Genomic DNA, 14,269 nt, shown 5'->3' with positions numbered 1-14,269 from the left:
ATGAATATTAAAAAATCTTTTAGCAAGGCTATGCTAATGGCAATGAGCTTAGTTGCCCTAACAGCTTGTGGAAATAACAATGAAACAACTACCACAACTGATAATAAGACAGAAACAACTCAATCAGCAGACAATAAAACAGAAGATGCTGATAAAAAAGATGGTAATAAGACTGCAGAAGATAATACTGACAAACCAGATTCATGGATTGCTGATAGAGAAATTAGACTTTTAGTTTTTGAATCAGCTGGAGATACTGGTGAAGGAACTATGAGCCCAGAAATTGCTCAATACATCAAAGATAAAACAGGAATCACATTAACAATTGAATCAGTATCAAATGAAGATTCTTATGAAGCTCTTGCAGCAGGTCTATCATCAGGAGATCTTCCAGATGCAGTTGCATTTTACCTAGATAACTCAGGTAGACCAGAATTTCCATTACTACTTAAAGCAAGTAATGAAGGCATGTTTGCTGATATCTCTGAGCCTTTAAAAGAAAGCAAAATCTATGGAAAATATTTCGAAGAAGGATATTTACCAACAGATACAAAAGAAAATATTATGATGAGAGATGACCAAGATGGTGCAACATATCTAGTTCATATGTCAATTAATAGAAATCCTGCAGACCCAGGACGTAAATTATTTGGAAATATGTTTATTAGACGTGATATTGCAGAAGATCTTGGTGTAAAAACTGATGATATAAAAACAAGCGATCAATTAGAAGAATTATTAGATAAAATTGCCAAGGGTGATTACAAAGACAATAACGGAAACCCTGTAACTCCACTAGGTCCAACATCATGGGGTGGTTCTGAAAGACCAAGACCTTATAGAGATTTAATGTGGCAAGGTGAAGGCGAACAAAAATTTGCCAAAGACGGAGATACTGTAAAACACGAATCTATGACAGATTATGGTGAAAAAAGAGTTGCAAAAGTTCGTAAATGGTTAGAAGAAGGGCTAATGCACCCAGAATTCTATACAATGGAAGAAACTCGTGCCCAAGAAGGTATCCAAAATAAATCATTTGCTATCGTATCTGACTCTCATAACTATAGACCAGAAATTGCCAATGGAGAATGGATGCCATTAGGTGATATAAAAAGAGTAGATGGATCAGACAATATGGTAAAACCATACAAATCTGGATACACAGGTTGGGCAGTTCCAGCTACAACAGAAAATCCTGAAGAAGTTGTAAAATTTGCTGACTGGATGGCTTCTGAAGAAGGAAAACTACTATATTTCTACGGCTTAGAAGGTAAGCACTATGATATGGTAGATGGTAAACCAGTTCCTAAAAAAGAATTAGTAAAACTTCAAGATGAAAACCCAGATGAAGCTATCAAAGAAGGTTTCAGAGGCGTTAGAGCATTCTGGGGTGAACACTTTGCTTACACAGATATGGACAATCTAGGAGACTTTGGTGAAGAATCTTGGGGAGATAGTGTGAGAGGAGAAGAAGCAAGTGGGGCAGCAAAACTTCTTGAAGAATACAATTTTGATAAAAAATTTGAAGATAAAGAAGTAATAGATGGTCTATATCCAAAAGCTTACCTATACGAATTTGAAGGCGAAGATGGAAATCTTACTCAAGCTCTAGAAGACTGGGATGATGCAATAGTTAAAGCTTACTACGCGACTAGTGAAGAAGAAGCAGAGGCAATCCTAGACCAAGCTCGTCAAAGATTACAAGATGCTGACATCGAAGGTTTCTGCAAGTTCTTAGAACAAAAAGAAAAAGATGGAGATACAATATTCTATTAATATTTTAAGTAAAAATCCTTCTCCGAGGATAAACTAAATTTTCTCGGAGGAGTTTTTATTTAGGGAGGATTATGGAAAAATCAAATAAGGCCATCCAAACTAGTAGATGGTCACAAGTTATTTTTTATATTATTTTAATAATAATGGCCCTTGCTATTATTTTGCCATTTTTGCACATTTTAGCTCTAGCTTTCAACTCAGGCCAAGACGCGGCCCGTGGAGGTATAGCATTTTTTCCTAGAGAATTTACCCTAGAAAACTTTAAAGAAGTTTTTAAGCAAGACAATTTAATAAATGGATTTTTTATTTCTATTTTTAGAACTGTCCTTGGTACAGTTCTCGGTGTATTTTTAATGTCTATGGCAGCTTGGGCCCTTACTATCCCAGATTTACCAGGTAGGGGGAAAATTACATTTTTTATATTTTTCACCATGCTATTTAGTGGGGGAACTATCCCTTATTATTTAGTTTTAAGCCAACTAGGCCTTACCAATACAATTTGGGTTTATATTGTGCCAGGTTTATATAGTGTCACAAATATTTTGCTTTTAAGATCTGCCTTTTCTCAAGTGCCAATGAGTCTTGTAGAAGCTGCAAGAATAGACGGGATGAAAGAATTTAGAATCTTTACCGATATGGTACTACCGATGAGTAAGCCAACACTGGCTACAGTTACTCTTTTTACAGCAGTAGGCCACTGGAATGACTGGTTTGCAGGAAGTTTTTACGTTAGAAATCAAAAGTTAAAACCGCTTGCAACAATTTTACAAGATATGCTAACCCGCCAACAGGGACTAGCAGATATTTTAGCAAAAAATGCAGGAGCAGCCTACCAACAGCTTGACAGGATCCAAGTAACAGGAGACTCTCTACAAATGGCAACTATTATTGTAGTTATCTTGCCAATAGTAATCATGTATCCTTTCATACAAAAATATTTTGTCCAAGGTATTACTATAGGTTCAGTAAAGGAATAGTATGGAATTTAAAAATAATACTTTTAAGATAGTACAATTTACCGATACACATTTTGGAAATCTACCTCACCACGAAGATGATATCAGAACTTTTAATTTGATTGATAATATTCTTACAAAAGAAAAACCAGATTTGATAGTTCATACAGGGGATATTATGTGGTCAGACGGGGTAAAGAATTCTGATAAAGTTTTTCAAATTGTAATGGAATATTTTAATAAATACGATATACCCCTTGCCATAACCTTTGGTAACCACGATAGCGAAGAAGGCATTACACGCTCAGAATTAAGAGAAATCTATGATAAAATAATCACAAACAAACCAGAAAAAATAGATAGCTTTATCATAGATGATAAGGAAAATTATCTAATCCCTCTAAGTGAAAATGGAGATGATCTTTTATATCTATACTTTATTGACTCTGGTGCTGATGATAGATTAGGCTTTGGAACCTATGAATGGGTTTTACCAGAACAAGTAGAGTGGTTTAGAAAAACATCTGCTAAGTATAAGAAAAATGATGGTATAAAACGCAATATAATTTTCCAACATATTCCTGTACCAGAATATTGGCAAAGCAAGGAAAATATCTTATCAGGAGTCCAGGAAGAAACCAACGAAGAGATCTCAGCTCCAAAAATAAATACAGGCTTGTTTGCAAATATGCTTTTAAATGGTGAAACTTGGGGGATGATAGTAGGCCATGACCACGAAAATAATTTTGATAGTACCCTACATGGCATCCACTTAGCCTATGCAAATTCATCAGGCTACCAAGCCTATGGAGATCTTCCAAAAGGAGCTACAGTTATTGAAATTACAAAAGATCCCTTTGAAATAAAAATTAGAAATATTAAGATTGATGCAGACAAATAAGAAACTTTTTACAAAAGAATATAAAGATCTGTTTTGGCCCTTATTAGTGGAGCAAATTTTCCTAACCTTAATAGGAAATTTTAATGTATTTTTATTCTCTCTTTTTAACGATCAAATGGTAGCGGCAATAGGTATATCTGACCAATTATTAAATATATTTGCTATGATTACAAATATTGTAGTCCTTGGAGCAAGTATTTTAATTATTCAAAATGCAGAAAAATCTAGGATAGCTTATGTAAAATCGATTTTAAAAGAGTCAATAATTTTAAATGTGATTATAGCAATTTTAATAGTTATAGCCGTATTTTTATTTAATAGAGATCTTTTGATGTTAATGCAAACTCCAAGGGAACTTTTAGATGAAACTTCTATATATATAAGGATAGTGTCGGTTTCAATTATATTTTTAGCTATGACTTCGCTAATGCTAGGGGCTCTGCGTGCCTTTGGTTTTGTAAAAGTAGCAGTAAAAGTTTCTGTAATTAACACTCTTTTAGTGATTTTAGGAAACTCTCTTATAGTAATTTTTAACCTAGGGGGCATATCCTATATTGCACTTGCAACTCTAGTTTCTAGGCTTTTGGGTATGCTTTTAACCCTTTTTACTTTAAAGAAAAATATAGCAGAAATATTTGATTTTAAAGGTGGTTTTAGAAAGATTCCCCTAAAAAAAGAAATATTGTCTTTAGGTATACCTTCGGCTATGGAGCAGATATCCTATAATTTTAGCCAAACAATAATTACTGCAATAATTGCCTCCCTTGGAACAATTGCTGTAAGTTCTAAAATTTATACACAAACTATAACCTCTTTTATATTTTCTATTGGGGTGGCAGCAGGTGTTTCTAGCAACCTTGTTATTGGTAATTTTTATAGAAACAAGGATTTTCAAAAAATAAAAAATTTTGGAGTCATAAATGCAAATAGGATAAGTCTAATTGCGGCAGGGGTAAACTTGATTTTAGCCCTTTTTGGCAGATTTTTGGTAGGTATTTTTACTAAAGATCCAGAAATTACATCAATAGTTAGCCAATTATTATTTTTCCAAATCCTTTTAGATCCTATGAGAGTGGCAAATGAGATTTTGGTAAATTCTTTAAATGTACTAAAAGATGTAAAATTCCCAGTAATAGTCGGAATAATCACGACCTATGCCTTAGTAATTCCTTTTTCTTACCTATTTGTAAGTAAACTGGGGATGGGGCTTAGGGCAGTTTGGATAATATTTATCCTAGATGAAGTTTTAAGAAGACTTTTATTTACCATAAGATTTAAATCTGGTAAGTGGATGAGAATAAATGAGGTGGATGATGGATACTAAATTAAGAAATGTAATTTCCGTAATTTTTGAAAAAATATATTATTTTTTGACTTATTCCATAGTATTTGTAGTTACTATGGTCATGGGTTTAGGGTTTTTAACCTTTGCCGGGGGCCATGTAATGTTTTTTGATTTGGTAAAAAAGATAGACGGTGAAAGATACAAGGAAAAGATAAAAGTATTTAAGTTTTTTAAGGAAAATATAATAAGCTACTCCCTTAAATACATAAAAATTAGCCTCTTATATGTAAGTTTAATATTAATTTTAGCCATAGATTTATTTTACTTTTCCACATCAATTAACCCTTTATTTACAGGGATGTTCTATTTAAATATAATCTTTGCCTTTGTGCTTATAAATACTATGGGCATTAGTTTTTATATAATGGCAAATTATAAGGAGATGAGATTTAAAGAGGTGATTAGAAACTCTATCTCGCTTGTAGTAGTAAATACCATTGATTTTTTAGTCTTAAATGCCTTTCTAGCAGCTATTGCTATAATCTTATATAAAATCTCAAGCCTCTTATTGGTCCTACTTTTACCTGGTATAGCCATAGAATTATCCTATAGATTTTATAAAAAAATCATAGGAAAAGAATCTATTACTCACTTACTTTTCAACTTAAAATAATAAAAATTACTAGACAATACGTCTAGTAATTTTTTATTAATCAATTTTATAATACATTTACAAAATGCCAACTTTGTAAAATATTTTTTAAATATTAATTTACGAAAACACTTTCCTTAAGTTTTATTTTACCTTCTTTTGTCAGGGAGTTTACATCTACTTGATAAACTTAAATATATATAATTAAAGGAGTTAATATGAAAATTACAAAAAAAATATCTTATTTATTTACAATTGGTATGCTAGGCTTATCACTGACTGCTTGTGGTGGTGAAGCTAATAATTCTGGTAATGAACAAGCAAAGCTAGATTTAAATTCAATGTCTGTTGAAGAAATTACAGCAAAGGCTAAAGAAGAAGGTGAGGTAAACTCGGTTGGTATGCCTGATTCTTGGGCAAACTGGAAAGAAACTTGGGCTGATTTAGATAGTGAATATGGCATCAAACATGTGGATACAGATATGTCATCTGCAGAAGAGCTTGCTATATTTGAAAATGAAAAAGATAATGCATCGGCAGACATCGGTGATGTTGGTATAGCTTTTGGTCCAGAAGCAAAAAATAGAGGATTATTACTTCCATACAAAACTTCATACTATGATGAGATTCCTGACTGGGCAAAAGATCCAGAAAAAGAAGGATACTGGTTACTTTCTTATACAGGGACAATGGCCTTTATTGTAGATACAGATGCTACAGGAGGAGAAGTACCAACAAGCTGGAAAGAAGTTTTAGAAGGAAATTATGCAGTAACAATTGGGGATGTATCGAGTGGTAACCAAGATCAATTTGCTCTTTTATCAGCTGCTATTGCCTACGGCGGGGATGAAACAAACTTACAACCAGGTTTAGATTATTTTGCTAAATTAGCTGAAAAAGGAAAACTAAATGTACAAGGGTCTACTACAGCAACACTACAAGCCGGAGAGCATGCTGTGGTTCCAATGTGGGACTTTAACGCTCTTTCAGCCCAAGATGAGCTAGGATCAGATAGATTTAAAGTAGTAATCCCTCAAGATGGTGCGACAATGTCTGGTTATACAACAATACTAAACGCATATTCAAAAAGACCCCATGCTGCAGCTCTAGCTAGAGAATATATTCTATCTGATGCAGGACAAAATAACCTTGCTCGTGGCCATGCTCGTCCAATTAGAGAAAATGTAAAACTTGATGAAGATGCAAAAGCTGCCCTACTACCTGATAGCGAATATGAAAATGCTAATGTTTATCCAATAGAAGATCACGATGCATGGAATGAAGTGCTTCCAAATCTAGGTAATATGTGGCAAGAAAATGTAATCAGTAAGATGTAGGATGATTGAGTATCTATGAAAAAGAATAACAAAGATCTAGCTTTCTTTTATGTAATCGCAGCTATCTTTGCCTTGATAATTGTAGCTATATTAATATATCCGCTAATAGTTATGATAAAGCTAAGCTTTACAGACCACTCTACAGGAACTTTTACTTTAGGAAACTATGCTAGGATATTTTCTGAAAGACAATATATAAGTGGGTTTAAAAACTCTATTTTACTTTCTATTTACTCAAGTTTATTAGGTTTACTAATAACTGTAATTGCAACATTTATAATATATTTTAACTTTCCAAGGCTTAAAAACTGGTTTTTATCACTGGCTAACTTAACTGCAAACTATGTTGGGGTTCCTCTAGCTTTTGGTTTAATTATTTTACTAGGCAATGCTGGTATTTTAAGAATTCTTGATCAAAATCTAGGTTGGGGATTTTGGGATAACTTTAGTGTGTACTCTATAAAAGGGCTTTTGATTGCATTTGTATACTTTCAAATCCCTTTAGGAATCACTCTTCTCATGCCAGTTTACGATATAATTGATAAAAATTGGAGAGAAGCTGCAGCAGTTTTAGGAGCTACAAATGCTCAGTTTTGGAAGAAGGTAGGATTGCCAATTCTAATGCCTAGCTTCATAAATGTTTTGGTACTAATGTTTGTAAATGCTATAGGTACCTATGACACAGCGATTGCTCTTACAGGCTCAAGTGTAAATATGATTTCTATAAATATAGCAAACACTATATCTGGGGATATATTTGCCCTACCAGAGGTGGGATCAGCTTTATCTGTTGTACTTGGAATAATATTAGTAATTAATATGGTTATAGGAAATAAAATCACCCAAAGAACTAGGAGAATGGCATAATGGGAAGAAAATTTATTGATAGGATATTAATTGCAATACTTTTATTATTCCTTTTAATACCTCTACTAGGAACATTTTTATATTCATTCTCTTCAGAGTGGACCTTTACTGTTTTGCCAAAAGCACTTACCCTAGATTGGTATAAAGAATTATTTGCAGACCAGAACTTTGTAAACGCGATGCTAAGAACAATATTCCTAGCAGCAATAGGTACATTAGGATCCTTAATACTAGTTGTACCAACGGTATTTTTATTATACGTATATTACCAAAAATATTTATGGGTATTAGACATGTTAGTTTTACTCAGTTTTTCAGTGCCAGCTATTATTTCTGCCATGAGTTTGATGAGTGCTTATTCATCAACTGGAATTCCTATGCTTATATTTGTAATAGGATCTTACATAGTAGGAGGCCTTCCTATGATTCAAATAGGTACGAGAAATTCCCTTAAAGCAATAAATGCTAGAACTCTTATGGAATCATCAGAGATTTTAGGTGCATCAAAGACAAGATCATTTTTTAAGGTAATTCTGCCAAATATAACCAGTGGAATTGTTGCATCTTCTTTATTTAGATTTGCAACCTTATTTGGTGAATTTGGTATTTTAAACCTGTTGGTTGGTGGTTCATTTTCGAATATCCAGATGTTCTTAAGGCAAAATATGAATAGAAATGGATATTATACATCTGCAATTGTAGTAAGCTACTTCGTAATAGTAACAATAATGACAATTATAGGTTTAAACTTATCTGATAAAGTTACAAGAAAAAAAGGGGAAAATGTATAATGGCATTTATTGAAGTTAAAAACTTAAAAAAAGCCTATGGTAAAAATTTAGTAATTCCAGATTTAAGCTGCCGAATGGAGGAAGGAACCTTAAATACTCTACTTGGGGCATCAGGATCAGGAAAATCTACTCTTTTAAGGTCTATTGCAGGACTAGAAGATATCCAAGGTGGCGAAATATATATAGACGGGGTAAATGTTACAAATTTACCTACAAAAGATAGAAATGTAGGTATGGTTTTTCAAAATTATGCTCTTTTTCCTAATCTAACTGTTTTAGAGAATGTAGCTTTTGGTTTAGATATTAGAGGTGATGATAAAGAAGCATCCAAACAAAAGTCTAGGGAAATGATTAAAAGGGTTGGTTTAGCAGGTAAAGAAGATGCTTATCCTCAAAATCTATCAGGGGGACAACAACAAAGGGTTGCCCTTGCAAGAGCTTTAGTGACTGAGCCCAAAGCCTTATTTCTTGATGAACCTCTATCAGCTCTAGATGCTAAAATTAGGGTGGAACTTAGAGAACTTATTAAAGAACTTCAAGAGGAATTAAAAATAACAGTAATTCTAGTAACTCACGATCAAGAGGAAGCTATGGTTATGAGTGAGAAAATTTTTGTAATGGAAAAAGGTAAAGTTGTTCAAGAAGGTTCACCAATAGATATTTATGAATCTCCAAGCACAAACTTTGTAGCAGGATTTGTAGGCAACCATAACCTATTAACGCCTGAAGAATTTGAAAGAATTAGTGGTGATAGACTAGAATTAGATAACTTAATTGCTATAAGACCTGAGACAATAATGACAAAAATTTATGATACTAATACTCCTTTTTATGAGTTTGATGCAAAAATTTTAAGATCATCTATGAATGGGTCTATTATTAGATACTATTTAGATGTAAATGGAACTCATCTAATAGCAGATCAGTTAAATAAAACTTCTAATAAAATCAAAGATGGAGAAAACATTAAAATTTATCTTTATAAAGACGAACTAATTTTAGTTGGAAAAACTACCAGTAGCAAAGCGGGTAATAAATGGCAAGCTTAAAATATAATCAAGATAATAAATTTAAAATAATTCAATTCACCGATTTACATTTGGCGGGTGTCAATTCTAATGATAATGATAAGAAAACTTATGAAAATATTAAAAGAACGCTTGATAAAGAAAGCCCTGACTTAGTTGTATACAGCGGTGACATTATTGATTCTTCAAAAAAATATGGTGTAAATAATCCAGAAGAAAGTTTTGAATATTTTATAAATTTTTTAAATGAGTTGGCATATCCAGTAGCAATTACATTTGGTAACCATGATAGCGAAGATCAGATAAGCCGAGATGACTTAAGAAACATGTGTGATGAAAAATTAAATTGTCATGCAGAAAAAAATGAAATTTACTTAATTAATGATAGAGAAAATTATGTCATAGAAATAAAAGATGCAGATGATGATATTAAAAATCTAATTTTTATGATAGATTCGGGTGACTATGAAAAACCTGAGTATAGCTATTATGCTTGGATAAATCATGATCAGATATCATGGTTTAATGAAGTTAATAAAAAATATGGGCACACTGGAAGCAGCAAGAGTGATTTAATTTTCCAACATATACCCTTACCTGAATATTGGCAGGCAAGTGAAAATATAATTTCTGGAGAATTTAAAGAATCCATTGCCCAAAATCTAGAGTGGTTGGAAAAAAGTCAAGATTTAGATGGTAAACCTACGTCCGATCTTAAAAATAAGATTATACCAGAATACGGGGTTTGTTCTCCTGAACTAAACAGTGGATTTTTTACTGAAATCTTAAAATCAAATGCATGGGGAATGTTTGTTGGTCATGACCATGATAATAGCTTTGATAGTATCTACAAAGGTATCCATTTAGTTTATGGACAATCAAGCGGATATAATTCTTATGGAAACAAAAAGGGTGCTAGGGTAATAAATCTAGATGCTAAGAGCGATCAAATATCTACGGAAATTATATTTTTTGAAAAAATTTAAGTGTTTTAAAAAAGGGGTTGAGTGATATTATCTCAGCTCTTTTTCTTTGTTATTTTTTAAATAAAAACCTTCTTCTCACTTGCTTGTAAGATTGGGCCTATATTATATAATTATCCTATGGAGGTATTCAGTATGACTGATTATAGGATAGAACATGATTCTCTAGGTGAGATTAATATAGAAAAAAATGCCTTATATGGGGCTAATAGCCAAAGGGCTTTTGAGAATTTTAATATAAGTGGCCTTGGCATGGATGAAAAATTTATAGATGCCATCCTTGAGGTAAAAAAAGCCTGCGCTATAGAAAATGGGAAAATTGGGCTTTTATCAGACAAAGAGGCTGATGCAATTGTAAAAGCTAGTCAAAAACTTCTTGCTGGTCAAAATCGAGAAAGCTTTATAGTAGACCCTATCCAAGGTGGGGCTGGAACTTCTTTTAATATGAATGCCAATGAAGTTATTGCAAACATAGCGGAAGTAAGCCTTGGAGGTAAGCTTGGTGAATATAAGATAATTCATCCAAATGACCATGTAAATAAGGGCCAATCAACCAACGATGTTATACCTACTAGCGGGAAAATTGCTTTAATTAGATATTTTAAAGAGTTAATAGCAGAAACTAAGCAACTTATAGATTCTTTAAACAAAAAAGCTGACGAATTTTCAGATGTCTACAAAATGGGCAGGACCCAATTACAAGATGCTATCCCTATGAGTCTAGGCCAAGAATTTGCCGCTTATGCCAAAGTACTATCCCGCGATGTAAAAAGATTTGAAGGAGTAGTAGAGGACTTATATTTTGTAAACCTAGGTGGGACTGCTATTGGGACTAGTTTAAATGCAGATAAGAAGTATGTGGATGAAGTAGTTGATGTATTGGCTGAAGTTACTGGCCTTAATTTAAAACAAAGTGAGGACTTGGTGGATGGTACTCAAAATCTAGACGCTATTCTTTTTGCCTCATCTGTTTTAAAAACCTTTGCAGCTAGTCTTTCAAAAATTTCTAATGATTTAAGATTAATGAGTTCTGGTCCTCAAGCTGGGATTTTTGATATAAAATTACCTGCCAAACAAGCTGGATCATCTATAATGCCAGGCAAGGTAAATCCTGTCATCCCAGAAGTGGTAAACCAAGTTGCCTTTTTAGTTATAGGCAATGATGTTACTGTGACCATGGCAGTTGAGGCAGGACAACTAGAGTTAAATGCCTTTGAACCTGTAATTTTTTACAAATTATTTGAATCCTTAAAAACTTTAAAGGGGGCTATCTATACTCTAAGAGTAAATTGTATTGATAATATAATTGCTAATAAGGAAAAATTAAAGGATCAAGTGGAAAAAAGTGTTGGACTAGTAACGGCCCTTGCCCCTCATATAGGCTATGAGAGATCATCTAAGATTGCTAAAAGAGCCCTAAAAACTGGTGAAAATATAAGAGATATAGTCCTAGATGAAAATCTTTTATCAGATGATGAATTAGATAATATTTTAGACTTAAAAAAGATGATAGAACCCGGAATACTAGGTGAAAAAGATTTAATTTAAGAGGTAATAATGAAAAATAGAATTGAAAAAGATTCCCTAGGAGAAATTGAAGTACCAATTAATGCCCTATGGGGTGCCCAAACCCAAAGATCTATTGAAAATTTCCCGAAAGAAAGTGAGACCATACCAAAATCATTATTAATGGCCCTAGTAAATGTCAAAAAGGCTGCAGCCAAGGTAAATAATGATGAGGGCAAACTTACTGATAAGAAAAAAGATTTAATCAACTATGCTTGCAATCAAATCTTACTAGGCAATTATGATGACCAGTTCCCATTGACTGTGTGGCAAACAGGTTCTGGTACCCAAACAAATATGAATGTAAATGAGGTAATTGCTCACATAGCCAACAAAAAGGCAGGGGAAGATATCATCCACCCAAACGATCATGTAAACATGAGCCAGTCATCCAATGATGTTTTTCCAACAGCCATGCATGTAGCAAGTTTTTTAAATATTACAGAGAATTTATTCCCAGCCATAGAGGAAACTATTGAAACTTTATGCAAAAAAGAAGATGAATTTGACATTATAAAAACAGGGCGTACCCACTTGCAAGATGCAACCCCTATAAGACAATCCCAAGAAATTTCTGCTTGGAGAGCAATGCTAGAACATGATTATAATATATTAAAAAATACTAGCAATTCCTTAAGAAAGCTAGCCATTGGCGGGACTGCGGTAGGGACTGGATTAAATGCATCTAATAAATTTGGAGAAAATGTAGCTTTGGAATTATCAAATTTACTTGATACAGAATTTATTGCTGATACTAATATGTTTTATCAATTATCTAGTAAATCAATCCTAGTAGCTAGCCACGGAGATATCAAAACCTTAGCGACAGACCTATATAAAATTGCAAATGACATAAGATTTTTATCTTGTGGACCAAGAAGTGGGATAAACGAGCTTAATATTCCGGCTAATGAGCCTGGATCATCTATTATGCCGGGCAAGGTTAATCCAACTCAGATTGAGTCACTAACCATGGTTTGTATCCAAGTAATGGCCAATGATTTTGCAATTTCCATGGCTAACAGCCAAGGACAATTACAGTTAAATACCTACATGCCACTAATAATTTATAATATGGACCAATCTATAAATTTATTAGCCAAGTCTTTAAGAAGTTTTAATAAAAATTTACTGGAAGGACTAGGAGTAAATAAAGAAAATATAGAAAAAAATCTAGAAAATTCTCTGATGCTTGTTACAGCCTTATCCCCAAAAATCGGCTATGATAAGGCCAGTGAACTTGCAAAATATGCCTTTGATAAGGGGCTTACTTTAAAAGAAGCTAATGGGCAATTAGGGTTTTTAGATGAAGATGAATTTGATAGCTTGATTGACCCTTCTAAAATGGTTTAGAATGTATCTTTATTATTCAACCATGCTCTTACTAAAAGATAAGTTTAAAAATTATATTAATATTAAAAAAAAGATACCGAATACCCGGTATCTTTTAATTTTATTTATCCTAGCAGATTATCAGCATCTATTTCCCAAATACCATCTAGGTATAAGCTAGCATTTTCTTTTATATCTTCCCATTCATTTTCATTATATGGAAAATCTTTTACTCCGCAGGTATTAATGCCTAGGTTATTTGCAGCCTTTATTGCGTATAGGGCATCATCATATAAAATAACTTCGCTTGCATCTACTCCAAACTGATCGATAGCGTATTGCCAATATTCTTTGTCTGATTTTTTGAAGTCAGTCAAATCAGGTGTGGTTAAAAAGCTAAAGTACTTGTCTATATTTAATCTTTCAAAGGCAAGTTTTAAATAAATTGAATCTGTTGATGAAGCTATAGCCATTTCATAGCCTTTTTCGTAAAGTTCTTCTAGCTTTTTAAGGGCTCCATCTTTTGGCAGCAAGGAATTTTTGTAGCCATCATGGATAATCTCATCAAAATATTCTCTAACTTCTTCTGTGGTCATATCTGTTGCCATTTCATTTGCTATAAATTCGCACATGCCTTCTAGGGGTAGGGCTTCTATCTTGCCCTTTTCTTCCTTGCTAAGGGTATCAAGTCTAAAACCATATTTTTCAAATACTTCATTAATTGGATCTACCCAAATATGCATAGAATCAAGGATTGTCCCGTCACAATCAAATAATAATTTCATTTTTTCTCCT

13 protein-coding genes are annotated in these 14,269 nt (G+C 33.0%); 12 read left to right on the top strand and 1 reads right to left on the bottom strand.

What is annotated here, in order from left to right; translation table 11 throughout:
* The 12 genes from AB9Q04_RS03755 to AB9Q04_RS03700 all read left to right on the top strand — a co-directional run bounded on the left by AB9Q04_RS03755 (position 1) and on the right by AB9Q04_RS03700 (position 13,495).
* Positions 1–1,776, top strand: coding sequence for an extracellular solute-binding protein (locus AB9Q04_RS03755; protein ID WP_410024042.1), 1,776 nt, complete (start codon positions 1–3; stop codon positions 1,774–1,776).
* Between the two features lie 71 nt (positions 1,777–1,847).
* The gene (locus AB9Q04_RS03750; protein ID WP_410024041.1) at positions 1,848–2,753 is read left to right on the top strand and encodes a carbohydrate ABC transporter permease; all 906 of its coding nucleotides are present in this window, start codon (positions 1,848–1,850) and stop codon (positions 2,751–2,753) included.
* 1 nt (position 2,754) lies between these two features.
* On the top strand, positions 2,755–3,633 hold the full coding sequence (locus AB9Q04_RS03745; RefSeq protein WP_410024040.1) for a metallophosphoesterase family protein: 879 nt from the start codon (positions 2,755–2,757) through the stop codon (positions 3,631–3,633).
* The gene (locus AB9Q04_RS03740; protein WP_410024039.1) at positions 3,620–4,957 is read left to right on the top strand and encodes an MATE family efflux transporter; all 1,338 of its coding nucleotides are present in this window, start codon (positions 3,620–3,622) and stop codon (positions 4,955–4,957) included. Before AB9Q04_RS03745 ends, AB9Q04_RS03740 begins: the two co-directional genes overlap by 14 nt.
* Complete coding sequence (locus AB9Q04_RS03735; RefSeq protein WP_410024038.1) at positions 4,947–5,591, top strand: hypothetical protein; 645 nt, start codon at positions 4,947–4,949, stop codon at positions 5,589–5,591. Before AB9Q04_RS03740 ends, AB9Q04_RS03735 begins: the two co-directional genes overlap by 11 nt.
* Before the next feature lie 197 nt (positions 5,592–5,788).
* Positions 5,789–6,907, top strand: coding sequence for an ABC transporter substrate-binding protein (locus tag AB9Q04_RS03730; RefSeq protein WP_410024037.1), 1,119 nt, complete (start codon positions 5,789–5,791; stop codon positions 6,905–6,907).
* A 15-nt stretch (positions 6,908–6,922) separates the two neighbouring features.
* Positions 6,923–7,774, top strand: coding sequence for an ABC transporter permease (locus tag AB9Q04_RS03725; protein WP_410024036.1), 852 nt, complete (start codon positions 6,923–6,925; stop codon positions 7,772–7,774).
* Positions 7,774–8,565, top strand: a complete 792-nt coding sequence (locus tag AB9Q04_RS03720) for an ABC transporter permease (protein WP_410024035.1) — start codon at positions 7,774–7,776, stop codon at positions 8,563–8,565. The genes AB9Q04_RS03725 and AB9Q04_RS03720 overlap by 1 nt, the downstream gene beginning before the upstream one ends.
* On the top strand, positions 8,565–9,614 hold the full coding sequence (locus tag AB9Q04_RS03715) for an ABC transporter ATP-binding protein (protein ID WP_410024034.1): 1,050 nt from the start codon (positions 8,565–8,567) through the stop codon (positions 9,612–9,614). Before AB9Q04_RS03720 ends, AB9Q04_RS03715 begins: the two co-directional genes overlap by 1 nt.
* Complete coding sequence (locus tag AB9Q04_RS03710) at positions 9,602–10,579, top strand: metallophosphoesterase (protein ID WP_410024033.1); 978 nt, start codon at positions 9,602–9,604, stop codon at positions 10,577–10,579. The genes AB9Q04_RS03715 and AB9Q04_RS03710 overlap by 13 nt, the downstream gene beginning before the upstream one ends.
* A 132-nt stretch (positions 10,580–10,711) precedes the next feature.
* Positions 10,712–12,124, top strand: coding sequence for an aspartate ammonia-lyase (locus tag AB9Q04_RS03705; protein WP_410024032.1), 1,413 nt, complete (start codon positions 10,712–10,714; stop codon positions 12,122–12,124).
* A 9-nt stretch (positions 12,125–12,133) separates the two neighbouring features.
* On the top strand, positions 12,134–13,495 hold the full coding sequence (locus AB9Q04_RS03700) for a class II fumarate hydratase (RefSeq protein ID WP_410024031.1): 1,362 nt from the start codon (positions 12,134–12,136) through the stop codon (positions 13,493–13,495).
* A gap of 104 nt (positions 13,496–13,599) precedes the next feature.
* Here the strand turns inward: AB9Q04_RS03700 and AB9Q04_RS03695 are convergent, their stop codons facing one another.
* Entirely contained in the window at positions 13,600–14,259 is a 660-nt protein-coding gene (locus tag AB9Q04_RS03695; protein WP_410024030.1) for an HAD family hydrolase, read from the bottom strand.
* Positions 14,260–14,269: the final 10 nt, after the last annotated feature.

The organism is Anaerococcus groningensis (assembly GCF_046365465.1).
Lineage (GTDB): Bacteria > Bacillota > Clostridia > Tissierellales > Peptoniphilaceae > Anaerococcus > Anaerococcus groningensis.
Note: the sequence above shows the minus strand (reverse complement) of the source record. Positions and strands in the feature narration are given on the sequence as shown.